Here is a 23258-nt window from a genome sequence, read left to right as displayed (position 1 = left end):
TATGAAAATAAAACAGGACACTATAGTAAGGCCATTGCCTTCAGAGGAATTAATAAAAAATCACGAAAAATTTTGGAGACTTTCATTACCAGAGTCTTTCTTAGAATTTATAAAAGAAAATAATGGTGTAGAGGTTGAGGAAGCAACATTTGAGTGTAACAACCGTGGTTATGCTTTAGAAAGGTTTTTGTGTATAGTAGATGATATTGAGAATCACCCAAAAGGAATTTATGACATAGATGTTGTATTTTCACAAATAGGTGAAAGGTTAACTGATAACGAAGACTTATTGGGGGCAGAGGTATTGCCAATAGCTAGTGTATTTGCGGGTGACTTTGTATGCTTAGATTTTAGAACAGATAAAAATAATCCATCTGTTTGTATATGGTCTCATGAAGAATCCGGTGAGTTTGAGCCTGTTACATATAATGTGGCAGATAACTTTACTGAATTTTTAAAGACACTTGAATAGAAACAAAGAGAGTACAAGTTGAAAATATATGAAGGTAAATTTGATATTCATAATGGATAAATTTTATAGTATGGAAGAAAGCACCTGATTGCCTTTTGAGCAACAGGTGCTTTTATTAAAGTTTTAGATCTTGGTCAACATAGAAGATGCATTAATGAAATTCATAACTCATGATGGTTTCACCATCAAGGCATTCTGTTTTAATACTTGGTTTGTGAAAATAATATAATAATTAGGCGATAAACAATGGATAAAGTAAAAGGGTGTTCGAACTCTGCTTTGGCTTAATAAATTATGAATTGTATTTTTACTAGATACGGCCGTATAATACTCGCTATTCGTTAAAAAAGCGTTACATAAATTTTAATTTCGTAATGGGAGGCTGAAAAATTAAACGTTGTTGAGTATACAGAATTCTCAACTCAAGGACAGGTAAGTTGAAATATCAAAAAGACGAAATCAAAGTATACTGTAAGGAACAAGGCTTGAACTTGATACATATTGTTAGAGATTGAAGGGATAGAAGAGATGGCTAAAGATATGACGCCTGAACAACTCAAAAACACGTATTTAAATGTAAAGCTTATACACTAGGGAGGAGTAGGAATTGAATATATACAATGATTTTCGGCAAAGTGGAACAGTAGAAGAAGAAACAATCAATAAATATAAAGAGCATCTTCCAAAAGAATTGATTGAAGCGTGGAAAACATATGGATATGGAACCCTTCTGAATGGTTATTTAAAAGTAATTAACCCTGATGATTTTAGGGAGTTGATAACTGACACATATTTAAGAAATGAAGGGACTATTCCAATTTTTGCTACATCCATGGGTGATATTATACTATTTGAGATGGATGAAAATAATGAGTCCTATGTAGTTATGGTTAACTATCGCAAGGCTAAAACGAAAGTGCTAGCTTCAAAATATTCTTTATTTATTAGATTTTTAGAGGAAGAACCATTTAGACAGAGATCATTAGAATGGTCACCTTATATAAAAGCAGTAGACCACTATGAGTTGCCAGCTTATGATGAGTGTTTTGGTTATACTCCATTATTAGGGCTTGGTGGAGCAGAAAAAGTAGAGAATCTAAAAAAAGTCAAATTGAAGGAACATATTCTCATTATTACTGAATTTATGGGACCAGTACAGTAATGTTCAAAGCTATATTACAAAATGAACTATAAGCACTTGACTGCCTTTTAGGCAACAAGTGTTTTTTTGTGAGCCATTTTTAAATTTCTTAGATACCTGATGTGAATGTCAAAAAATATCAGAAAGTTAAAGAGAAGTGAGGTTGAATTTTGAAAAAATATTTCAAAAAAACAGGTGTTGATGTTAAAAACATTTATACTGAGAGTAATATGCAAACAAAAAAATTTATAGTTAAAAACATTATTGATGGTAAGCATGGCCTTACAGCATTTTATTATTGTTAAAGAAGTAAAAGTAGTGTGAAAGAATTTGAAGATTTATTCAGTGAATTGCAGACTGATATGATATCTAGTATGGAAGGAGGATATAAATGAAACCTAATTATTTTTCAATTTCAATGTACCCCACAGTAGCTTTTAACGAAGAGGAGCTATTAGGTCGTCTTTTGGATGTGTTTGAGTCAAATGAAAAATTTGCTCCTACCCATTGGGGTAACTCTGAAACAGTAAAGGTAGAATATAATCGTCGGGAAATTCTAGAAAAAGTGATTTCAGAGCGTAGAGTATCTGAAGTTCACCTGTATCGTGATAAAGCGGTGCACTATAAAGGGAGTTTTAAAGTTAACTGGAGTCATAGTTCATATTTGGAGTTTGAGTTCCATAAATCAATACCTAAAAAATTATGGTCTGTTTTTTTTTGAGTTATCTGATCAAATCGCAGAAATTGTAAAGCCGCGTTATGGAGTGTCCCAAATTTTTTGGAAAGCATCTTATCCATGGAATACTGAATATGAACGCTTACATATGTGGATTAATATGTCTTCACTACCTATACCGGTCAGGTTTCTTCCTAACGGTCCCTTGGGGGTAGGAGCTAGAACATATTTTAGTGGTCATATTTTAGAAATGTTTGATAAGGAATTCCTACTAAATACTCCCGCTGTCGTATCAGAATTAGAATGGGGCGGGGTTTGTATGGATCTTTTACAAAATCCATTAGAAGCTGATAGGGATACATTGCTAGATCGGTGGTTACATGTAATGAAATACTTAGAACCAGCTCAAGTAATAGCTGTGCCAAGTTTTCATGAAAGTCGAATGGTTGTCACGTATTCGCCCAATGTTGCTTGGAAGAAGTATCTAGAAAATTAAAGGAAAGGAATTTGTAATCATGGATGAGAAAAGTAATGAGCGAATAAGGGTTATGGAAATAGTAAATAGATCTCAATATAATGATGAGGTTATAGATCAGGTAGATATGAGTGATTTAGACCTTAGTTTTTCAGACCTGTCAGAAGTAATGGCAAGGCGTATTATGGCAAAACGTGTTGTGTTGAGAGCCTCTTCACTAATGAGAGCAGCGTTTCATGACTGCGATTTTGAGTTAGCTGATTTCAGAAGTTGTAATTTAGAGGAAATTAACATGGCAGATTGTAGGTTTGGCGAAGCGGATTTTTCTAAAGCAAATATGAAATATGCAAAGATAAATATAAGTAGTTGCTTTGAAACTCGTTTTAATGAGGCTGATTTTTCACATGGAGAATTAGTTGGAACAAATTTAAATCATGCTACATTTCGCCATGCAAATTTGTCAGGAATTGATGCGGAACAGGCCGACTGTACGGGAACAGATTTCAGCGGTGCCAACCTGACAAATAGTAAATTTGAAAAAGCGCATTTGGAAAATGTAAATTTATCAGCGGTAGATGCTAGAAATGCTAATTTCACAGAAGCGGATTTTACCGGTGCAATCCTTTTAAATGGGGATTTCACAGAAGCGGATTTTACCGGTGCTAAACTCGACAATGTAGTTTGGACAGGAGCAAATGTAGAAGGAGCTAAGTTTGACGAAAATGTGAAAGAACAAGTGTTGAAAATGATATAGAAGTTGATTTTAAATTGTATGTAAAATTGGCACCTACGTTTTAATGTATGATTTGTCACAGCATGTAAAGGGTGTCACACTCTCACTATAAAACTTGAAACTAAAAGAAAGAATCTCTAGGGATGATATGGGTTGCAAAGTTATGGACTGAGACAATTTATAGAGGGATGAGTAATATAAATTGGAGATCATGGGATGAACAAGTGACTAAGAAAGAAGTGGAGAATGTTGAAGAAAAATTAGGAGTGAAATTTCCCTTAGATTATATAGAGGTCGCTATAGATTATAATGGTGCCCATGTTAGTCCTGAATTATGTCAAGTTGAAGGAAAAGAAAAGGTATTTGGAAAATTATTAACATATGAAGTTGAAGATGATGAGCATATTCTAGAAGTCTTTAATGATTACCAGGATACACTTCCGAAAAAGTTAATCCCTTTTGCCCTCGATCTGTCTCTTTGATTATAAAGAACATGAAAATGCTTTTGAAAAAGAAATGTTAATCCAAGAAGAGGGTTTAATGGAAGAGCGTGCAAGAGAAAATGTATTTTACGTTGCATCAACATTTACTGAATTTCTCAATAAGTTATATGACTAAGGAGTAAGAGAAAATAAACACTTAGTTTATGAAAGTTGTATGGTTGTTGAAAAGAATTTGGATAACGTACCGAGAGGGGAATTAGATGAAGAATGAAAAGTTAAGTAAGTTATATAGTGAAATAGCAGAGATTGTGATTGATACAATTCCGGACAAGTGGTTTAAGATATATCTTTATGGTGAGGCTGGAGAAGGTGTGCAAGAGTCATATTTTTATTACTGTCCAGAAGAGGATGCTACGCCTATTTACAGTCATAATATTGTTGAACTTTTTAATGTATCAGAAGAAGAATATTTTAAGAAATGGCATGGCTTGTTAGATTGTATTAAGACAATGAAGAAAGAGTTTATTGATAACAATCAAGAAGCTTGGACAAACTTCACTATGATTTTTGATAATACAGGAAAGTTTAAAATTGATTTTAATTATGATGACCTTTCGAATGAAAATTCTCATGAGAGAATGATTATTTGGGAATATGAGCATCTCCATATTATGCCTAAAAGTAATTCAGGGAAAAAATACTTAGAAAAGTATCTTAAAACTCTTGAAGATGCGAAGAATTAAGTACATTAGGTAATATTGTTACTGCGGTGTAATGAAACTTACAAACTTTGAACGAACATAGAAACTTAGAAAACATATAAACTTAAAGCACTTGATTGTCTATAGAATGACAACAAATGCTTTTTGTTTTTGTTATTTCAAGAAGAAAAGGAAACAATAAAAGGCCATCAGAATTTATCGTTGAATATGAGATAGACGGAAGATATGAGGGGATAAATATACTAAACTAGGAGTGGACATATTGGGAAAAGTATTTGAGGATTACTTTAGTGAATTTCAGGCGGATATGATTTCGATATGTTTAGAGTATGTTTTCGATAGAGTAAATAAAATATATATATATTGTTCTTATGAAGAAGGTCTTATTTCAAATGATTTTTTTTATAATATCAATGGTGAAATTGTGGAGAGACATAAACTTAATGATGCATTGATCAATGTAGAGAATAAAGACGATTTTTCTTATGATACTTCTGTAGTCCGTCAAAAAGCAGTTGTTAAAATAATCAATGAAGACATTAAAGAAATGATTAAATTATGCAAAGAATACAATCGTGAAATGCCAACAGAGATTAAAATGGTTTACGATGTTAAAGCAAATAAATTAACCGCAGATTATAAGTATGAGCTTGTGCATACAATTGATTCTAACGAAACTGCAAGTTCCGTTGCTAGGCGGTGGTTTGAGCAAGTTAAGAGGGAACATATTTAATAATAAAATAGCTTTTTACTTATTAAGAACCCTTGATTGAGTGTCAGTTATTCGTTAAAGGGTTTCTTTTTATAAAAGGCAGTTTCGCTACTGAGAGAAGGCGTAAATTTTGAGGAGGCTCCTAAGGGTACGTTTGAAGTTGCGCAGAAGAACCCAGCTAGAACCTTTAACAATACGTATGGAGAAAGACTTGCACAAATACCGGTGAATAATGGAAAATAGAATGAAGAACGTGGTGACTCCACATTTGCTTATAAGAATGAGAGGGTCAATAAAACCCTAAGTGGAGTTTTTAAGGCAGGTAAAGTAAAAAAACAAGTAGAGGGTGGCAGCAATGAAGACCATTCAACATAAAATGTTTGGAGAATTAGCCTACTACCATGGTTGGAAGAGGGCTATGAACATTACCTTGTTTGGACAGGAAAAGACTGTAATATTAAATATTGAAGCAGAAGATGATGCAGAATTTGAAGATGCACAGGTCAATGCTTATCATAAATTTTTTAATGACAAAGAACGTCTTTTGAACTTGGCTGAGGATGCTATATTGAACTATTATTTAGAAGTTTACGAAGATTACAGACGGCGGCTCGGTGAGAAATTCGCTGATAAGATGGCTCCTGTCATATCCACAAAGGACGAGATAGCTACTATTGTTGAACCTAAGCAACTGATATTTCCTATGGTCTTTGATGAAGATGTAAGACAAGTTGGTTTGTTACTTGAATGCACGTGGGAACCTGAGCATGGTCTTGCGGTAAAATTTGAGGATGAAGAAATAGTCGCGGTTGGTTTTCAAGATATTGTTTTATAATTTTGAGGGCTACCTGGTAAAGCATACTGTAAAGTAAAGAGAATAACTCGGACTTGATACATATGTTCAGAGATAGTGGTGTCCAACTAAATGAAAAAGCATTGACGTTGAACTTAAATTTAGAGCGGTTGAAGGAGTAAAGGTAGTATGAAAGAATTTGAAGATAAGTTTAGTGAGTTACAAGCCGATATGATATCTATATGCATGGAGTATGTTGAAGATAGAGCTGATAAAGTATATGTTTATGCTTCACGTGAAGAAGGAGTTACTGCAAGTGACTTTTTTTATTTGATTAATGGTAAATACGTAGAACCCCATAAATTGAATGATGCTTTGGAAGAGGGGGAGGAAAACTACGATACATCTGCAGCACGAAATTTTATGGTATTAGATATTTTAAATGAGGATATCGGGAAAATTAAAGTATTGTGTCAAGAGCATCAAAGAGACATGCCTACTGAAATGAAATTAATCTATGATGTAAGAAACGGAAAATTTAAAGCTGAATACAAGTATGACTTAGTTTATACGCATGACGATATTAAAACAGCCAGTCATATTGCTGATGAGTGGTTTGAAGAAGTAAAAAATAACAAGCTTTAATTTCGTATTGGTGTGTGATAATGAAGCAGTTAGTGCATCAGTTAGTGCATATGGTAATAACATGATGAGAAAGTACACCAATTTTAGAACTATCATAGATAATAAAATAATTGTTACTTTATAGTACATCAAATGGTTTGACTTAGTAAGCGATAATTGGTAACCCAATTATCGCTTTTGGTTTTAAATAAGGATACGGATAAAGCCAAGCATTTAGATGATATACCTAGAACAAAAGAAATTAAAGTGAAATTTACCTACAAAACTAAATTCGATTCATAAGAATTTACAAGACAGTTAAAAGATCAAGAAAAAGGGATGAATGAATTAACCATATATGAATATCAGAAAAATCGAGAGCAATTTATTGATAAAGGTAGAGCGAAAGAAGGAAATGCAGTTCAAAAATAGCTAGACAAAAAGCTTATGTACAAAAGGTAAATGAACTTCAAAGTGAGGGATTACCGTTATCACAAGCAAAGAAAAAAGCTCAGGCATGGTTAGTTACTCAAGCACCCTGACTCCTGACTAGATAGCAGGTGGAAAAGCTGAAATAATAGGAGATAAGAGGATTAATTTCTCTATAGGTAGTTAATGGAGGTCTAGAATCAAGAGTATTGATAAACAAATAGAGGAAGTAGCGAAAAACATGACACCAGAACAATTTAAAAATACGTATTTGAATGTAAAGTTAACACTTTAGGGGAGGAGTTTGAATGGAGCAATATTTAAAAGATTTTAAGTTGCATAGTAAAGTTCCGAGTGAAATCATTGAAAAGTATAAAGAATTAGTACCAAATGAAGTGATAAATTTTTGGGGTAATTATGGATTTGGTACATTTATGCAAGGGTATTTTAAAAGCGTAAATCCAGAGGAATTTATAGAAATCTTGGAGGAGAGTTGTCCAAGATTTAAGGATTCAATCGTATTGTTTGCTACGAGTATGGGAGACTTGATTATTTGGGCGGATGGATATGTTGGATTACTTAATTACAGGTATGGCATAGTAAAGATTATTATGTTTACATTTGAATTTTTCTTTCAAAATATTGCTGATTTAGAATTCAGGGATGAAGATTTATCTTGGCAGCCTTATCCCGAAGCGCTTAAACAATACAATGAGTTAGAGTATGATGAGTGTTTTGGTTATACACCTCTATTAGGGTTAGGTGGAGCAGAAAAAGTAGAGAACTTAAAAAAGGTCAAATTGAAGGAACATATTCTTATTATTACTGGTTTTATGGGGGCAGTAGAGGTATAAGGTTCGTTCTAATGAAGTAGACTTACTACTTATTTTATATTTTACAAGCAGATCGTATAGAAAACACAATAACGAATATATAAATAAAAAAACAAAGTACGAGTGAAATGAGTAGAAAAAGAATTACGAGTCTAGGTGAGATGACATTTTATCATTTTAGTTTAGAAAACCCCTACCTGAAGGAGCGGAACGAGCTTAGCTCAGCGAGTAAGTGGGGGGAAGTTCCATGTATGACAAGTACAAAGACGTATATAAACAAACATGGCATGAGTTAGGTTGTGATGTTAGTTAAAATAGGCATTACCTAGAAACTGAAAACACTGACCAAATACTTGAAATAATTAGCCTAGTGGGTATTATTGTTTCGTATAAGGATATTTATGATGAACGTGATATTGGACTAACATTTGATTGTACATGGGATATAGAAAATGGATTGGGACTTCGTTTATTAGATGAACAGGTGAACGACGTAGGGTGGCATGATGTGACCATCTAAATAAACTGTTTTTTATCCGACAACAATCTATAACCATATTTACAAGAGAAAACATGGTAGAAAATAAAGATAGTTTAATAAATGAATTTAAGCAGATAAATAGGAGTGATTCTAAGTGGATAAGTTGTCTTTTCTGCAACAATACAGAAAAAGTATTGAGTTTGTATCTAATGAAGACTTACTAAATATTAAGAAAGAGAACATCCCGAAAGAATGGATGGAAGTATTTATAGAAACTGACAAGATTGAGAGGAAAGATAAAATAATTGCTTTATGGAATCGGGTATGTGAAAAAGAATTAAGTCATACGATCTCATATTTAAAAGAGAATTTAGTAGATGTTGAACTCATTATAGATAATGGACAGTACGCCATTCTATATAGCGTGAAGAGTGAAAATGACGAAATTCTGTATTATGAAGGGGGAATACCAAACAAATCAATTTACGATTTAGACATTGAACAAGCTTGGTCAAGTGTTCCGCAATCTATTGTTAAATTTTACGGAAAGTTACATAATGGCTTTTATTATATGCCAAGTCGAGCAATGGGTCTAGTACCGTTAGAGAGAGTAATTTATTTTAAAGAAGATGAATGGGGGATTCTTGATGATTTAGAGCATCCATTAGAAATCAATCTTGATACCACTTATGGATTTTTTGAGAATGGTATGGGTGGATACGTTGCGGTGGATTTGAACAATTGTACGGATAATAGAGCAACACTGTGGTTCACCAATGACCAGCCTGAATATAGTGTTGATTTCTGGGATATTGTAGATGAATGGATTTTAATAGGGTTACAAGATAATTAAAAAATAATGTGTAAATAGACTAAGTAAGTTTATATAGCATATAGCACTTGATTGTCCATAAAAGGAAGCAGGTGCGTTCTTTTATTTGAGCGTAACAATCAGTACAATCATAAAAAAGTTCAAAAATGAATTACGTGTATGTTTAAAAAAATGGAAAGATTATTAAATAAACATAAGGAGGATTTTATGAAAAATAAATCCATTCTTAATTTACAAAGTGAAAGAAAAGTTGGGGTTGTTTTAATTGTTGCTGAAAGAGTATTTTCTGTAATAAGTAAAGGTGATGAAAGATATCCAGCAGGTAGAGAAGCGTTAGACAAATGTTGGTTATGGGGTGAATCTCATACTGTAACTGGAGATGAACTCTATGAGCTTATTGATAGTGCAGACTATACAGGCATCTCAGAATTTGCTGAGGAAGAAGAAGACTTGAATATGGCTAGGCTATGGTCACTACTAGTGGATGCCGTCGCTTATACATCTTGGGAAGCTTATAAAAACGAAAAAGTAAAATATGTACCGCAAGCACTGGAAGGTATCGGTGCAGATAGTATCACTGTCTTTTTGAATAGCGCAGTTGAAACCGGTTTTATCACAGTAGAGGAAATTGAAAGAATGGAATTAGTTTTTTATGATTATGAGTGTAAAAGCAATGAAACCTCAATAAAAAGAGAAGATTTTATGAAATTATTTTAACTCAGTGTATGGAACCCATTAAATAAAGAGAACGAATGAGTAAGTGTAGACCACTACAGCAAATAGTGAGAACTAACAGTCAGCAAACCTCAAAAAGCAGTTAAATGCATTATTTTTAACAGTACGTAATTGTTAAAGGAAAGAAAAAGGTGTTTTTTACGTTTTAGGATAGGGATCAATAGATCTGGTCAAATTTTATAAGTGCAAAACTATTAAATAACAATGTATCTTTAGTCTTAACAAGTCATCCCATTTTATTAAGGAGAATGTAAATGAAAATGGAATTAAATATCCAACAAAGAGTTGGAGAATATAGAGTGAAAAGTGATCAGTTATTTGAACAGAAAAATTATCAACAATCTGTTGATGTATTAATCAAAGGGTGGGAAGAGATTCCGCTTCCAAAAGGGTTATATAGTGATACTTATGAGGTGGTAAAAGATATCATTGATACCTTTATCATAATGAATGACTATGAAAGTGCCCAATATTGGCTAACTCATCTATACTCATCAGGCTTTAAACGATTTGATGATGGTGAAAAAGAGTTTATTTCAGGCGTTATTTATTATGAAGTGGGATCCCTTTTAATTGCCAAAGAGTTTTTTGATATAGCTAATCGAAAATCAGAAGGAAGGTTATTTGAAGGGAAAGACACGAAATATATAAAATTACTCAAAAGGTAACCATGTATGAAGGAGGATCACCAAATCAAATGAATCGATTTAATAATTTGAGCAAGGATGCTAAAGTCGTATATCTATTGTCGCTATCTAATTTAATTATCAACAAGATTTCTGAATCTAAAGGATTTGAAGTAGCGGTTGAGTCATTAGAAAAAGCTTGGGAATGGCTAAAATTAAAGGATTTTGACGCAGATAGCCTGTATGTATATTTAGAAAACATAGATGAAACAGATATCATGACTTATATGCAACTAGCCGATGATAAAGATAATGAAAAAGTATGGATATGTATTGGAAATGCTCTGGCATATACAATCTGGGAGGCGTATCAATATGAAAAAGAAAAGTATCTTCCCCAGACTATTGAAAGTGTTGATTATCAGACTGTTGAAAGCTTCATAACAAATTTTGAAAAGGTATATGAGAATAATAGTATCTCAGATAAGCTATTACACTTTCTTGAAGAAAACTATCCAAAGAATGCTGATAAAAGGGTAGATTTAATTTCAATAAAGACTTTTATTGATGAGTCTATTGAGAAATAGATTACTAAGAAACTTCTAAAAATGTGTAATTATTTAGCTATACTTTTAAAAGCAGATTTTAACTTCAAAGATAAGCAGATGAGACTTTTAGATGACAGCTGCTTTTGGTTGTTTTTTTGAGATATTTACATTTTGTATACTTGAATGATGCTTTATTAAAGTTCATGAAGGTAGCATCATCAAGGAATATCAAGTTAATATTTGAATTTTATGAGAAGGACGATGATCAGAAGCCAAATGGATATATCGCCTTTTAATATTACACTTCATCACAATGTTAAAGAGGTATACAAATGGAATGTAAGGATGGTCAATCATTTATCCCTTGCCGGACGATACTGTGCTTTCTGAAAAGGAAGGTAAATGGAGAATGAATTTACCAGAAACGTATAAAGAATTTGTGAAAAAAAACAGCACTGTTAGTAGAAATATTATGGGAAGGTGTACAAGTGACTATGGAAATGTATTATTGTGACGAATGGTCAGATATCAAAAAGAAGCCTTGGAACATTCTTGATGAGCATACTGCATACACATACCACCAAAAACATAAACCCTATACGGTCGTACTAAGGGAAGATGAGAAGCACAAGTATATTATAAATATTACAAATGAATGGGTTTCGGTAGGGTTTTATGATGAACTAATTCGTAAATATTTAAATTATTATTTCGAAGTTATGAGTGAAGGTAAGCTTTTTTTAAGAACAGCCATGTATTGGGAATATGATGATAAAACTAATACAGAAGTGAGTAGTTTGATTTTGAATTTCCGAGAAGATGGTTACATAGCAATGGAAAAGCGAGATTTAAAGAATGGTTCAGTAGAGGAGCGCGAAACAAACAATACCCTTAAAAAAAACTGGGATGTGTTTCCTGAGTTTGGCCAATACTTATATTTGTGCAAAGAAGAGCGCCAATTCTTTTGTGAAGCTAGAGTTCATAAGATGCGTCAGCTTAATAGTTGCTACGATATATATATAAGTATCATACTTTTACTATGAAAGTTAAAACATTAATGCTACTAAAAAATAGGTGGACTTAAAGCACTTGATTTTGTACAAAAGTAACCAAGTGTCTTTTTTTAGTTGTCTGACATGGATTTGAAGAAACATAAAAAAGTTAAAGATAAACAGTTAGAATAACATACCAAATTGAAGATGAAGAACTAGGGATAGCAACAGTTGAAAACCAGTCAGGAGGATAAATTCTATGCAAATGGAAAGCCAGTTACAGGAATTGTATCAAGAAATAGCAGAAACGGTTAATAATATGATTCCAGAAGAATGGGAAAGATTTTATTTTTATGCACAGATTGATGAATCCGGGGGGGCGAGTTTACTTTTTTTATAAATCAATTAGAGATAATAGCTACACGTATAGTCTAGATATACCAAAACAATTTAACATATCGGAACTAGAATTTAATAATGAAGAAGATAAGCTTTTTGATCTTAGTGAACAGCTCAGGGAAATCTTTAAAGAAAATAACCAGGAACTATGGTATTCTTTTACGCTAATGTTAGAGCAAACAGGGAAGTTCTCTGTATCATTTGATTATACAGATTGGTTGAATACAGATTACGGATTTGTAGCACAGAAAAAGATTTGGAAGTATAAATATTTAGATGAAGCACCGGCGGATGAAAAAACTAAAAGTTTAATAGATCAGTATTTAAAAGAATATCCAAATAATCCTATTTAAATAATTATTAAGGCTATACAAATAAAGGAAGCAGTAAGCACAAAGTGAAGATGCGGGATTTTCGAGTACAAATATTTAAGTAGAGAATTAGCGGATGAAAAAGATAAAGAACAAATGATGAAAATGAAAAGATATGAAGAGAATTTTAACAGCAATAATCAATAATTTATAGCATTTGAGTTTTTTAAAAAGGAGGCAAGAACTTATGGATAAGGACGATATTCATTTTCTTCAACAGTTACTTAATAGCACAGATAAGGATTATATAATAAGTTATTTATTGAATACTAATAACTCTCTATTGCTTCATTACTCTGCTGCAAATTATAACTGGAATAGTGGATTTGAAGTGCCAACAGTTATTCTAGAAAATGCAGCTTGTGATTTTGGAACAGGTTTACTGATGTTTCATTATGCAGACGGGTATCGTATGTTAGAAGATCCTGGTGAGGTTTTAAATTCTCCTTTGGAAAATTGGAAAAAATTTTTAGGGGAAGTTTACAACAAACTCATAAACTTAGAGTTTACATCTCAGGCTATTTCTTTCAATCCTGAATTAACAAACATTCAAAAATATAAATTAAAGAAGAGTAATCCAAACATTCCTGAACTCCTTATTAATAAATCTCCAGGAGATGCGGTTGATATTTTTAAAATATAATGAATTAGTAACTAAACTTAGGTTAATTGATGCATTATAAAAAGAGAAAAGAGTTAGGTCTAAGTCTAAAATACATAAAGGAAGCTAAATATCAAGCAGCTAAATCTGGAAGAATGGTAGGTATAGAATTTGAACGAACTGAAGTCATGAAAAGAGTAGAAAATGAAATGAAGCAATTACATAAAAAAATAGCTGAAACAGTGAATAAAATGATACCAGAAGAATGGAGAAAGTTTTATTTTTATGCTCAAATATCAGAAACTGGAGGAGGTACTTATTTTTTTATAATACACCTCAGAATACACAAAGTTTTACGTATAGCTTGAAAATCCCGTTCGAGTATCATGTGGATCAACAAGAATTTAAAAAATGTAAAAGAAAACTGTTTGAATTGAGCAATCAATTAAGAAGCAGTTTTGAAAATAATCATCAAGAGCTTTGGTATTCATTTACAATGTCTGTAGATAGTAACAGGAAGTTGAACATACACTATGATTATACGAATTGGTTCGATACAAAGTATAGTTTTAGTGACCAAATGATAATTTGAAAACGTAAATATCTAGGTGAAGAAGCAAGTGAAGAAAAAGATAGAGTATTAATTGCAAAGTACGATAGTGAATTTCCGAATGATCCTATTTGAGTAGATGATAATGAAGGAGTTTGCATAGTGGACCGAAACCATAGTAAAAAATTGATAAGAAATGCCATTAAAACTGGCGATATCAACGCAGTGAAAAAACTAATAGGTGATGATATAGAGACTTTGAATACCGTGAATGTATTTGGTACGTGGTTACATGTAGCGGTTAAAAAAGAGAACCTTCAAATCGTCCGATATTTAGTTGAAAAAGGAATTGACGTTAATGCGAAAGGCGGGACATTTGATGCTTCTGCGTTAAATTTAGCAGCTGGGTCCGGTAATTTAGAGATAGTAAAGTATTTAATAGAATCTGGAGCAGAACCAGATGTGAGCTTAGCGAAGAGAAATCCACTGTTTGGAGCAATTTATGGGGGGCATCAAGAAGTAGTTAAATATTTAGTGCAAAAAGGAATAGATGTGTCGATTAGATACACGGGAGAAAATATCAAAAATATGAATGCCTATGAATATGCAAGAGAGTTTGGGCAGACTGAGATTGCTGAATATTTAAAGCAAAGGATGACTGGAAATTGGTAAGTATTTAAATGAGTATCCCAATAATCCAATTTAGCATAAATCCAGTATTTGTGGTTAAATTCCCACCTCATGAAGGTACTAAATTAACCCTGGAAAAATTACATCAAGAGGACTTTTTATAAGTGTATAAATAAATATTTATTACCAATTTTTATTTTATTTGCAGGAGATTTTGTGTGTTTAGATTATAGAGGTTCAAGAGATGACCCTAGCGTTTGCGTAGTGATTACGGTCAAATAGTAAACGTTGATTCAATTAATTATAAAAAGGGGATACAAATGAAGAAAATCGTAGAATTATTTCATGATATAGATTGTACGTTGTCTCCCATGATAAGTTTTTATAGCGCTTTATCAGATAAAAAGTTCTTAAAAGTCTTACACTATTTTTCAGAGGGAACTGGTTATGGAAATGAGTACCACATTTGTACATTTTCAGGTGACTTAGAGCCATGGGAAGAGGGTTATGTTGAAAAAGGAATTGAATTTCTAGACGGTACGGGTGACACTGACAAAAGTGTTATTGTCGATTATGAAACGTTTTTAACTTACTTGCACAAAATTTGCCACGTATATATGGAAGATCATGCCCATGATAAAGAAAAAGTGATGGCTCTTTTACATAAAATCAAACAAAATCATAGTAATGAAGACTAGTAGGAGTATATAAAGAAGCAACGAATCGAGTCTTGCTATAGACAATAAGCTCTCCACACTACAGCGCATTACATCAAGCAAAGAGACGATATATTTTGGAGAGAATTCTACAAGGTAGAAAGTAGAGGGAAAACGAAAAATGGCAATAACTCAAATGACAAAAGCTATTAGAGGTGCTATAAAAGGTGGTCACTTAAATAAGGTAAGAGACTTATTTGAGAAAAATCCAGAAATGTTAACATGGATCACACCTTTTGGCACATGGCTACATGTAGCAACAGCTCATAGTCATTTAGAAATCGTACAATACCTTATTCGTGCTGGAATAGATGTTAATGCACAAGGAGGAACTTTTTCTACCAATGCCTTAGAAAGAGCGGCTGCAAAAGGACATATAGATATTGCTAAGTATCTTATTAACCATAATATTGAAATTGATATCAGTGAACCAGATAGAAATCCGCTGTTTGCTGCCATATATAACGGTCATTTTGAGATGGTTAAACTGTTAGTTGAGAATCATATTAATATATCGATTACATACTCTGGTGAAAACATAAAAGAAATGTATGCTTACACATTTGCGATTGAACGAGGACAAATAGAAATTGCTGAATATTTAAAGCAGAAGGTGGACAGCAAATGGAATTAAAGCTTAATAATATTTATCAAAAGGTGGCCGATAATTTAAAGGAAATGATACAAGAAGACTGGCGAGAAATCTATTTGTATGCAGAAGTAGGAGAAGGTTCTCAAACAACGTATTTCTTTTATTATCCAAAAGGAAGCGATGAACCTATATATAGTCATGATATACCTGAACTATTTGAGGTGTCAGAACAGAGCTACTTAGTGTTATTAGATAAACAGTTAGAGTGCTTTCGTGAGTTGTTAGATGTATTTATAGAAAACAAGCAGGAGATATGGACAAGTGTAACTTTGCATTTAGGTCATGATGGGAAATTTGAGATAGACTACGGGTATGAAGGTATTCTTACTGTTGACCCGTATGAACAACAGGTGATTTGGGAGTATAAGTACTTAGGGATTATTTCAGAAGATGAATATGATAAAAAGATCATAAAAAAATTTCTTTCCTAATCATAGAAGAGCAAAAGATATATAGACGGAGGAGTTAAGCTCATCATAGTGAGAGAAGTGGAAATGGAGTTTAAGAATGACTAATGCTAATTTCAATAGTTTAACAGAACATGATAAAGTGATATTTTTTCTGGCACTTTCAGAAAAAGTAGTACCGGTACTTTCTCGTACGGAAGATCAAATTTCAGCCCGGAAAGTTATATGTAAATGCTGGGAATGGTTAAAAGACAAAGAAAATAGTGGAGATACTCTTTATGAATTATTAGATGACGAGGGAAAGGGTATCACAATAATTCAAGAGATGTCAGATAATAAAACAGATGTTATAGCCTGGGACTGTATTATTGATGCAGTTGCTTATACTAGTAGAAAAGCATTTGAAAGAAAAGGCGTCGAATATTATCCCGAACCCATTGCTTTAGTTGATGATACATTAGTAGAGCATTTTGTAAATGGTTTTGAAAGATGTATAGAGAATGCGAATAGTTACATAGAAAGATTAACTTCTTTATTAAATGATGATACGAATAGAAAAACAGTGAATGATCTGCGAACAAAAGTATTAAAAGAACTACAAATGCGACAGTAATTTTAATTGACCACAACTATTTAAAAGTAAAAACGGTAGAAACAGCTAAATTATTGAGGGAGATGTCTACATTAAAACACGGCAATAATGGGCAACTAAATTAAGGGGGATATGATTTGGAAAAAAACAGCGTCAATAAGGCAATAAGAAATGCAATTAAACGTGGTGACATTAACTCAGTCAAAGAATTAATAGGTAGTAATAAAACAATTTTACACACCATGACTTCATTTGGTAGCTGGTTGCATATAGCAGCAAAAAAAGGACAGATGGAAATAGTAGAGTATCTAGTGCATAAAGGAATCGATGTAAATATAAAAGGTGATATATTTGATGCTTCTCCCTTACGAGTGGCAGCAGGTGAGGGGTATGTAGAAATAGTACAGTATTTAATCCAATCTGGAGTAAAATTAGATGTAAGTTCGGCAAAAAGAAATCCATTGTTCGCAGCAATTTACGGTGGTCATAAAGAGGTAGTTGAACATCTAGTTGGTCAGGGTATAGATATTTCCGTTCAATATACCGGTGAGAATATTAAAGAGATGGATGCGTACCGATATGCTAAGGAATTTGGACAAATAGAAATTGCTGAATATTTAAAACGAAAGCTGAATGAAAAAGTACAAAAGAGAGTGCTTAAAGATTGATTAAATCGTATATAACAGGCCACAAAGCTAATAAAAGCAAGGAGGTCCATCTCATGCTAGAACCCATATATGCTGAAAACGTAATTGTCGGAGTAGTACATAAAAAGCAGTTTCAATGGTATGTGACCGATCGAGAGCTATGGTATTTGGATTATGTAAAGTTTGCACAAGCTTTTGAAAATGAAGGTGATTCAGCGGTTAATGAATACATCGAACCTGAACGAAAAGGGATCGAAGTTCTCAGCAATGAAAATGCTGAGCTTTTTTTAAAACGTATAGAGTCGTATCAAGCAGATACAACTACTATTTTAAAGCTGTTTGAAGATAAAATAGAAAGCGTAGATGAAGAAGACGTATTAGATTTTAGCCCTTCGTTTTTGGTGGATTTTGATCAAAAGACGTTTTACTCACTGTTTCCTGAGCCGGCTTCATTTGAAGAATATGTTCCAAGCGATTGGAAAGGAACGTATGAAAACTTTACAGCTTTGATTCCAGAAACAGAAAAATATTGGGTGAATAAGGACGGAGAAAATTTATTTGAGCTGTGAAGGTAAAAAGAAGCGTTGGTTTTAGACGAAGTGAAAAACGAACCATTAATCAACATGTTTGATTAGTGGTTCGTTTTTTTGATGGTGAACTTAGGTTTTATCTATTTAATTCCTTCTAGCAGTTGATTGGAGGACAAGACGAAGACTCCTGCGGTAAAAGCGGGATAGATGAGACCCCGCAGGAGCGCAAGCGACGAGGAGGCTCAGCGCCCGCCCGCAGAAAGTGAAGTCTTGCACGGAAATCAACTGCCGTGTCACAAGCGGTTCAGATCATGTATCCCATTTGTTCGTCTTTAAATTGAATTCATTTCGTTATGTTTCAATCTCTTTTTTTAAAAAAGTCACAATGTCTTTTCAGCAGCTTTTTGATGCGCAAGAGAGGAAGGTTTCGTTATTTCCTCTTCATCGAAATCCATTTCTGGAGGAGAAAGCTTAAATCCTTTTGTAAGAAAAGTTAAGTATACAAGTCCTATGGCAGTCCAGATGCTCCCTAGCACTAAGGCGTGTTTATCCAGATTAATAAAGAGATAGAAATCAAGGGCTGCTCCGATAGCTGGTATAAGAAAGTAGAGAAGAAAACGATTCTTTTTTTCATTTTTTAACGTGAAGTAATAGTGAAAAATGACCGATAGATTTACAAAAATAAATGTTAAAAACGCTCCAAAGTTAATAAATGAAGTAGAGGTACTTACATCAAGCTTAACGGCCAGTAATGAAATGCCTCCTATGAATAAAATATTCAATAGGGGTGTTTTCGACTTTCGATGAAGATAACCAAATATCTTAGCGGGAAGCACGTCGTCTCTTCCCATTGCAAATAATAAACGGGCTCCGCTTGTTTGAGCAGATAAGCCAGATGCGAATTGAGCAATAATTAATCCAGCTAGAAAAATAGAGCTAAATAAATTGCCGCCGATCTGTACGGCAATTTCAAATGCTGCTGAATCAATATTTTTAAAAGATGTATAGTCAGGATGAACAAGCTGTAGAAAATAAGAAGCTCCAATAAAAATGATGCCTCCAATTAGTGTAATAAGAAAGATAGCTTTTGGCATTGTTTTTTCAGGATTAATGGTTTCTTCAGATAGAGTTGTAACAGCATCAAATCCTAAAAAAGAATAACAAGCAATGGAAGCTCCAGCGGCTACAAACGAAAATGTAAGATGCTCGTTCAAGAATGGGTTAAAGCTAAAGAGTGCAAAAGGTGATGAGCCTTTTATAAGGTATATAATGCTTAGTGAAATAAAAATACCGACTACGAGCAATTGAAAAATCATCATTAATGTATTGACGCTCGCCGCCGCTTTTAAGCCAATTATATTGATAACAGTTGTAATAAAAATAAAGGCTAGTACAAATGCCCAAAGAGGAATGCTGGGAAAAGCTGTATGTAAATAAACGGCTCCGATAAGCCAAATAACCATAGGAAGAAACAGGTAGTCTAGTAAAACAGCCCATCCAATCATAAATCCGATATATGGATTTATGGATTTTCTTGTATACGTATAAGCAGACCCTGCAATAGGAAAAGCTTTAGTCATTTTACCGTAGCTATAAGCCGTAAATAGCATAGCAGCTAAAGCCACTATATAAGCAGTGGAAACTAGTCCATGAGTGGTTTCAGCCAACAAGCCATAAATACCAAATACAATCATTGGAGTCATATAAGCAAGTCCAAACAAAACAATATGTGACAACTTCAAAGTTGGAACTGCTTGATTTCTTTTCGTTTCCATCTTTGCGCCTCCCTTAAAAATTGTTTTTAATCTTCTTATGTCTATTTGTACAAATCCGATCTTCTGTGCATAAGGTAATTAAGCTTCTGATCTTTTGATTCTTCTAAAGAAATAGCTACTGTCGATATTTGTTCCTTGCTACCCATTTTTAGAAGAACTTTTCCTTTACTGTTGACGACTGCGCTATGTCCAAAAAAGAATGTATCTTCTTCGGAGCCTATTCGATTGCATAGAGCAATTGGAAGTTCATTTTCCATAGCACGGCTTTTTAAATAGGTTATTTGATAATCTTCGTAAGGGCTCATGTTAGCAAGCGGGATGATGAGTAAATCCGCTCCTTTTATTTTTAAAGTTCGGGCCACTTCAGGGAATTCAAGGTCATAGCAGATCATTAATCCAATGGTTCCGAATTTGGTTTTGAAAACAGGTAAAGTGTTGCCTGGGCGGAAGATTTCAGCTTCCCTGTCAAAAAGATGTGTTTTTTGATACGAACCAATTACAGCTCCGGTATCATCTATAAGAGCTGATGTAATATGATAATGCCCGTTAGCTGTTACTTCAGGAAAAGATATAACGGCGTGGATGCTGTGATTCCTGCAGCTTTGTTGTAAAAACTGTAAGCTTTCGCCACTAACGGATTCAGCTAGCTCCTTAATATCATCCCAAATAAAATAACCTGTTAAACAAAGTTCCGGAAAGACAACAAGGTCAGCCTGTTCGCTTGCAGCTTGCTTGATACAGTCATTTATTTTTCGAATGTTTTCTTTTTTATTGCCTCGTATAGGACAAAACTGAGCAATGGTAATATTCACTGTAAAATACCTCCTCATAATCGTTTTCACTATAAATACAAGCAAGAAGTGTGCCAACGTATTTTTTCAGTCAATTCTGATTTTTAATCTTTAAAAAGATGAATTTTTTCATTATACTAATAGGGAGAAAAAGAAAATAAGTCATATTCTGCTTATACGGTTATTTGGAAAGCTAAGATGATGATTTTTATCATCAATGATGCGATTTTTCATTAGAAACAATCGAAAGGAGGAAATGGATAATGAGGAATTCTTCAATAGGTACCCGCGAATCAATAGTAGTCATCATAAATCATGAAGGACGCATTGATACCGTATCTATCAATAATAAACAAACCAGTCACTTATCGCTGTTTCAAGAAAGTATGTTATTTGAAGAAGTTCAGTGGAAAAAGGTCTTTACTGCTGCTCCAAGTGGTTCTACTCAGTTATTAAGCACCTATGAGGGAAGAACCTATCTATTTACCCTCCACCTTGTCCAAGCGAACTCTTACATAAATCAAATCGTGACATTAGCGAATATATCTCAAAGCATGTTTATCCCTTATTCAAATGAAGGTCAGCATAAAACCGATGAGTTGATTATGGAATCATCTGCTATGAAACGAATTAGTAAAATTATTGAAACAATTGCTCATGTAGGCTCCACTGTTCTTCTACTAGGTGAATCGGGAGTAGGCAAAAGTCAAATTGCTAAATTTATTCATAGTACTAGTACACGTTTAACGCAGCCTTTTATTTCTGTTAATTGTGGTGCTATTCCAGAGAGTTTAATCGAATCAGAGCTATTTGGGTATGAAGAAGGAACTTTTACAGGCGGAAAAAAAGGAGGAAAAGTCGGCTTATTTGAAGCTGCTCATAAGGGAACAATTTTTCTAGATGAAATTGCGGAATTTCCTTTAAACCTACAAGCAAAACTGCTAGGTGTTTTGCAAGAAAACGCGGTGCGAAAAGTAGGAAGTACAGAGGAAAAAAAAGTAGATGTACGAGTAATTGCTGCAACAAATAAAAATTTACAGGAGCTTGTTGAGAAAAAATTATTTCGTGAAGATTTGTTCTATAGGCTTAATGTCGTACCGCTCACTATTCCACCTCTTAGAGAGCGAGAAAAGGACATACATATCTTAATTGATCATTTTCTTTTTAAATATAATACAAAATATCATCTTCGAAAAGAAATTAATGATGAAGTAAAACAAGAGCTTATCCAATATAAATGGCCAGGAAACATAAGGGAATTGGAAAACACGATAGAAAGAATTGTCGTCACAAATATGACTGAAAAAGAAGTGCTAGGAGAAAAAAATATACGTGAAAACGGTTGGTCATTTTCTCCTAAAGCACCAATGTCTTTGAAAGAAGCTAAAAGACAAGTAGAAAAAGAATTAATTTTAAAAGCTTACGGTGAATACAAAAGTACTTACAAAGTAGCAGAAGTATTGCAGGTTGATCAGTCTACTATTTCAAAAAAGTTAAAAGTATACAAAAAAGAAGGTTTTTAAAGAGGTGAAGGGATGCGTCAATTAAAAATTGCATTAGCCCAACTTAGAAGCAATTTGCATGATAAAAATAAAAATTTAAAGAGAGTTTTTGGAACGATGGAAGCGGCTAAAGATCAAGGTGCGGATTTTGTGTTATTTCCTGAATTATTTTTGACTGGTTTTTTGTTAAATGAACAGGTGGAGGAATTAGCTGAATCAGTAGAAGGAGAATTAATCACGAAAGTTAAAAAATGTGCTAAAGAATTACAAATAGGAGTTATTCTTGGTTTTCCGGAAAGACACCACTTTAAAATATATAATTCCGCTGTATTTATTAATAAGAAAGGTGAGATAGTAGGAACTTATCGTAAAATTCACCTTTTTGATCATGAAAATTCATATTTTACTTCTGGAGATAGTATACCGGTCTTTGATACACCTCAAGGAAAGTTTGGAGTAATGATTACATATGATATGGAATTTCCTGAAGTGGCGCGAATTCTAGCATTAAAAGGAGCCGAAGTCGTCTTTGTTCTTTGTGCGAACATGATTCCTTACGAGCATCATCAGCACGTTTATTTGAGGTCAAGAGCTTTAGAAAATCATATTTTTATTGCAGCTGCTAATAAAGTTGGATTAGAAGATGACTATGTTTATTTTGGTGAAAGTGAAGTTATTAATCCTAATGGGCGCTGTCTGTTTAAATCTCTTAATAATGAGGATCTTGCGATTGTTGACATAGACCTATCGTCTTCGGCAAGTTCAAAGGAAATTTTGAACTATTTAGACAATCGAAAGTCAGATTTATACAGAAGAGAAGGGCTATAA

25 protein-coding genes and 7 pseudogenes are annotated in these 23258 nt (G+C 33.3%); 30 read left to right on the top strand and 2 right to left on the bottom strand.

Translation table 11 applies throughout. The features are described from left to right. Window position 1 precedes the first annotated feature (1 nt). From NST66_RS12540 to NST66_RS12415, 28 genes and pseudogenes are all read left to right on the top strand, one after another. Window positions 2-472, top strand: a complete 471-nt coding sequence (locus NST66_RS12540) for an SMI1/KNR4 family protein (protein WP_033579222.1) — start codon at window positions 2-4, stop codon at window positions 470-472. A 519-nt stretch (window positions 473-991) separates the two neighbouring features. Beyond that, window positions 992-1066: pseudogene (locus NST66_RS29290) on the top strand (polymorphic toxin type 15 domain-containing protein); the annotation flags it as partial. A 13-nt stretch (window positions 1067-1079) separates the two neighbouring features. Next, window positions 1080-1634 (top strand): T6SS immunity protein Tdi1 domain-containing protein, encoded by a 555-nt coding sequence (locus NST66_RS12535; RefSeq protein WP_034269054.1) that lies wholly within the window; start codon window positions 1080-1082, stop codon window positions 1632-1634. A gap of 370 nt (window positions 1635-2004) precedes the next feature. After that, window positions 2005-2785 (top strand): annotated as a pseudogene (locus tag NST66_RS12530) (hypothetical protein). 19 nt (window positions 2786-2804) lie between these two features. Next, complete coding sequence (locus NST66_RS12525; protein ID WP_034269060.1) at window positions 2805-3518, top strand: pentapeptide repeat-containing protein; 714 nt, start codon at window positions 2805-2807, stop codon at window positions 3516-3518. A 167-nt stretch (window positions 3519-3685) separates the two neighbouring features. Beyond that, window positions 3686-4115 (top strand): annotated as a pseudogene (locus NST66_RS12520) (SMI1/KNR4 family protein). Window positions 4116-4200: 85 nt separating this feature from the next. Continuing rightward, a complete protein-coding gene (locus tag NST66_RS12515; protein WP_033579219.1) occupies window positions 4201-4683 on the top strand; it encodes an antitoxin YezG family protein in 483 nt (160 codons plus the stop codon). A gap of 286 nt (window positions 4684-4969) precedes the next feature. Beyond that, the gene (locus NST66_RS12510; protein ID WP_049166367.1) at window positions 4970-5395 is read left to right on the top strand and encodes a hypothetical protein; all 426 of its coding nucleotides are present in this window, start codon (window positions 4970-4972) and stop codon (window positions 5393-5395) included. A gap of 334 nt (window positions 5396-5729) precedes the next feature. Next, a complete protein-coding gene (locus NST66_RS12505) occupies window positions 5730-6209 on the top strand; it encodes a DUF6985 domain-containing protein (protein WP_033579217.1) in 480 nt (159 codons plus the stop codon). 147 nt (window positions 6210-6356) lie between these two features. Beyond that, window positions 6357-6812 carry an immunity protein YezG family protein gene (locus tag NST66_RS12500; protein WP_033579216.1) on the top strand — a complete coding sequence of 152 codons (456 nt, stop codon included), beginning with the start codon at window positions 6357-6359 and terminating at the stop codon, window positions 6810-6812. 318 nt (window positions 6813-7130) lie between these two features. Then, on the top strand, window positions 7131-7223 hold the full coding sequence (locus NST66_RS29285; RefSeq protein WP_226555440.1) for a hypothetical protein: 93 nt from the start codon (window positions 7131-7133) through the stop codon (window positions 7221-7223). A 305-nt stretch (window positions 7224-7528) separates the two neighbouring features. Beyond that, window positions 7529-8074, top strand: coding sequence for a T6SS immunity protein Tdi1 domain-containing protein (locus NST66_RS12495; protein ID WP_155008041.1), 546 nt, complete (start codon window positions 7529-7531; stop codon window positions 8072-8074). A 316-nt stretch (window positions 8075-8390) separates the two neighbouring features. Then, a pseudogene (locus NST66_RS12490) lies at window positions 8391-8573 on the top strand (DUF6985 domain-containing protein); the annotation flags it as partial. A 115-nt stretch (window positions 8574-8688) separates the two neighbouring features. Then, on the top strand, window positions 8689-9387 hold the full coding sequence (locus NST66_RS12485) for an SMI1/KNR4 family protein (protein WP_155008042.1): 699 nt from the start codon (window positions 8689-8691) through the stop codon (window positions 9385-9387). Window positions 9388-9573: 186 nt separating this feature from the next. Beyond that, window positions 9574-10083 carry an Imm6 family immunity protein gene (locus NST66_RS12480; RefSeq protein ID WP_176343942.1) on the top strand — a complete coding sequence of 170 codons (510 nt, stop codon included), beginning with the start codon at window positions 9574-9576 and terminating at the stop codon, window positions 10081-10083. A gap of 272 nt (window positions 10084-10355) precedes the next feature. Next, window positions 10356-10769 (top strand): hypothetical protein, encoded by a 414-nt coding sequence (locus tag NST66_RS12475; protein WP_098626658.1) that lies wholly within the window; start codon window positions 10356-10358, stop codon window positions 10767-10769. Between the two features lie 29 nt (window positions 10770-10798). Beyond that, window positions 10799-11314 (top strand): Imm6 family immunity protein, encoded by a 516-nt coding sequence (locus tag NST66_RS12470; RefSeq protein WP_025751639.1) that lies wholly within the window; start codon window positions 10799-10801, stop codon window positions 11312-11314. 455 nt (window positions 11315-11769) lie between these two features. Continuing rightward, window positions 11770-12231 (top strand): annotated as a pseudogene (locus tag NST66_RS12465) (hypothetical protein); the annotation flags it as partial. 301 nt (window positions 12232-12532) lie between these two features. Further along, a pseudogene (locus NST66_RS12460) lies at window positions 12533-13019 on the top strand (antitoxin YezG family protein). Between the two features lie 205 nt (window positions 13020-13224). Beyond that, complete coding sequence (locus NST66_RS12455; protein ID WP_025751642.1) at window positions 13225-13680, top strand: DUF4274 domain-containing protein; 456 nt, start codon at window positions 13225-13227, stop codon at window positions 13678-13680. 209 nt (window positions 13681-13889) lie between these two features. After that, a pseudogene (locus NST66_RS12450) lies at window positions 13890-14323 on the top strand (immunity protein YezG family protein). A 27-nt stretch (window positions 14324-14350) separates the two neighbouring features. Next, window positions 14351-14860 (top strand): ankyrin repeat domain-containing protein, encoded by a 510-nt coding sequence (locus tag NST66_RS12445; protein WP_028413072.1) that lies wholly within the window; start codon window positions 14351-14353, stop codon window positions 14858-14860. A gap of 278 nt (window positions 14861-15138) precedes the next feature. Beyond that, entirely contained in the window at window positions 15139-15516 is a 378-nt protein-coding gene (gene cdiI / locus NST66_RS12440; RefSeq protein WP_028413073.1) for a ribonuclease toxin immunity protein CdiI, read from the top strand. A gap of 139 nt (window positions 15517-15655) precedes the next feature. After that, window positions 15656-16168, top strand: a complete 513-nt coding sequence (locus NST66_RS12435; RefSeq protein ID WP_155008044.1) for an ankyrin repeat domain-containing protein — start codon at window positions 15656-15658, stop codon at window positions 16166-16168. After that, complete coding sequence (locus NST66_RS12430) at window positions 16159-16617, top strand: immunity protein YezG family protein (protein WP_251440236.1); 459 nt, start codon at window positions 16159-16161, stop codon at window positions 16615-16617. Before NST66_RS12435 ends, NST66_RS12430 begins: the two co-directional genes overlap by 10 nt. Before the next feature lie 76 nt (window positions 16618-16693). Then, the gene (locus tag NST66_RS12425) at window positions 16694-17206 is read left to right on the top strand and encodes an Imm6 family immunity protein (RefSeq protein WP_155008045.1); all 513 of its coding nucleotides are present in this window, start codon (window positions 16694-16696) and stop codon (window positions 17204-17206) included. Between the two features lie 116 nt (window positions 17207-17322). Then, the gene (locus NST66_RS12420) at window positions 17323-17853 is read left to right on the top strand and encodes an ankyrin repeat domain-containing protein (RefSeq protein ID WP_033579202.1); all 531 of its coding nucleotides are present in this window, start codon (window positions 17323-17325) and stop codon (window positions 17851-17853) included. 53 nt (window positions 17854-17906) lie between these two features. Beyond that, entirely contained in the window at window positions 17907-18401 is a 495-nt protein-coding gene (locus tag NST66_RS12415; RefSeq protein ID WP_155008046.1) for a hypothetical protein, read from the top strand. Between the two features lie 341 nt (window positions 18402-18742). On the opposite strand, the gene NST66_RS12410 is transcribed toward NST66_RS12415, so the two are convergent. Then, window positions 18743-20137, bottom strand: a complete 1395-nt coding sequence (locus NST66_RS12410; protein ID WP_098626653.1) for an APC family permease — start codon at window positions 20135-20137, stop codon at window positions 18743-18745. A gap of 41 nt (window positions 20138-20178) precedes the next feature. Further along, complete coding sequence (locus tag NST66_RS12405; protein WP_098626652.1) at window positions 20179-20949, bottom strand: carbon-nitrogen hydrolase family protein; 771 nt, start codon at window positions 20947-20949, stop codon at window positions 20179-20181. Between the two features lie 242 nt (window positions 20950-21191). Here NST66_RS12405 and NST66_RS12400 point away from each other — a divergent pair, with 242 nt between their 5' ends. Together NST66_RS12400 and NST66_RS12395 are read left to right on the top strand one after the other, a co-directional pair. After that, window positions 21192-22451 carry a sigma-54 interaction domain-containing protein gene (locus NST66_RS12400; protein ID WP_340843398.1) on the top strand — a complete coding sequence of 420 codons (1260 nt, stop codon included), beginning with the start codon at window positions 21192-21194 and terminating at the stop codon, window positions 22449-22451. Window positions 22452-22463: 12 nt separating this feature from the next. Further along, window positions 22464-23258, top strand: a complete 795-nt coding sequence (locus NST66_RS12395) for a carbon-nitrogen hydrolase family protein (RefSeq protein ID WP_028413082.1) — start codon at window positions 22464-22466, stop codon at window positions 23256-23258.

The organism is Priestia sp. FSL W8-0524 (genome assembly GCF_038005965.1).
GTDB lineage: Bacteria > Bacillota > Bacilli > Bacillales > Bacillaceae_H > Priestia > Priestia zanthoxyli.
Note: the sequence above shows the minus strand (reverse complement) of the source record. Positions and strands in the feature narration are given on the sequence as shown.

Excerpts from the sequence above, each read along its gene's own strand:
- NST66_RS12540 (WP_033579222.1), top strand. The coding sequence starts at position 2 with ATGAAAATAAAACAGGACACTATAGTAAGGCCATTGCCTTCAGAGGAA.
- NST66_RS12525 (WP_034269060.1), top strand. The coding sequence starts at position 2,805 with ATGGATGAGAAAAGTAATGAGCGAATAAGGGTTATGGAAATAGTAAAT.
- NST66_RS12515 (WP_033579219.1), top strand. The coding sequence starts at position 4,201 with ATGAAGAATGAAAAGTTAAGTAAGTTATATAGTGAAATAGCAGAGATT.
- NST66_RS12510 (WP_049166367.1), top strand. The coding sequence starts at position 4,970 with ATGATTTCGATATGTTTAGAGTATGTTTTCGATAGAGTAAATAAAATA.
- NST66_RS12505 (WP_033579217.1), top strand. The coding sequence starts at position 5,730 with ATGAAGACCATTCAACATAAAATGTTTGGAGAATTAGCCTACTACCAT.
- NST66_RS12500 (WP_033579216.1), top strand. The coding sequence starts at position 6,357 with ATGAAAGAATTTGAAGATAAGTTTAGTGAGTTACAAGCCGATATGATA.
- NST66_RS29285 (WP_226555440.1), top strand. The coding sequence starts at position 7,131 with ATGAATGAATTAACCATATATGAATATCAGAAAAATCGAGAGCAATTT.
- NST66_RS12495 (WP_155008041.1), top strand. The coding sequence starts at position 7,529 with ATGGAGCAATATTTAAAAGATTTTAAGTTGCATAGTAAAGTTCCGAGT.
- NST66_RS12480 (WP_176343942.1), top strand. The coding sequence starts at position 9,574 with ATGAAAAATAAATCCATTCTTAATTTACAAAGTGAAAGAAAAGTTGGG.
- NST66_RS12475 (WP_098626658.1), top strand. The coding sequence starts at position 10,356 with ATGAAAATGGAATTAAATATCCAACAAAGAGTTGGAGAATATAGAGTG.
- NST66_RS12470 (WP_025751639.1), top strand. The coding sequence starts at position 10,799 with ATGAATCGATTTAATAATTTGAGCAAGGATGCTAAAGTCGTATATCTA.
- NST66_RS12455 (WP_025751642.1), top strand. The coding sequence starts at position 13,225 with ATGGATAAGGACGATATTCATTTTCTTCAACAGTTACTTAATAGCACA.
- cdiI (WP_028413073.1), top strand. The coding sequence starts at position 15,139 with ATGAAGAAAATCGTAGAATTATTTCATGATATAGATTGTACGTTGTCT.
- NST66_RS12435 (WP_155008044.1), top strand. The coding sequence starts at position 15,656 with ATGGCAATAACTCAAATGACAAAAGCTATTAGAGGTGCTATAAAAGGT.
- NST66_RS12430 (WP_251440236.1), top strand. The coding sequence starts at position 16,159 with ATGGAATTAAAGCTTAATAATATTTATCAAAAGGTGGCCGATAATTTA.
- NST66_RS12425 (WP_155008045.1), top strand. The coding sequence starts at position 16,694 with ATGACTAATGCTAATTTCAATAGTTTAACAGAACATGATAAAGTGATA.
- NST66_RS12415 (WP_155008046.1), top strand. The coding sequence starts at position 17,907 with ATGCTAGAACCCATATATGCTGAAAACGTAATTGTCGGAGTAGTACAT.
- NST66_RS12410 (WP_098626653.1), bottom strand. The coding sequence starts at position 20,137 with ATGGAAACGAAAAGAAATCAAGCAGTTCCAACTTTGAAGTTGTCACAT.
- NST66_RS12400 (WP_340843398.1), top strand. The coding sequence starts at position 21,192 with ATGAGGAATTCTTCAATAGGTACCCGCGAATCAATAGTAGTCATCATA.
- NST66_RS12395 (WP_028413082.1), top strand. The coding sequence starts at position 22,464 with ATGCGTCAATTAAAAATTGCATTAGCCCAACTTAGAAGCAATTTGCAT.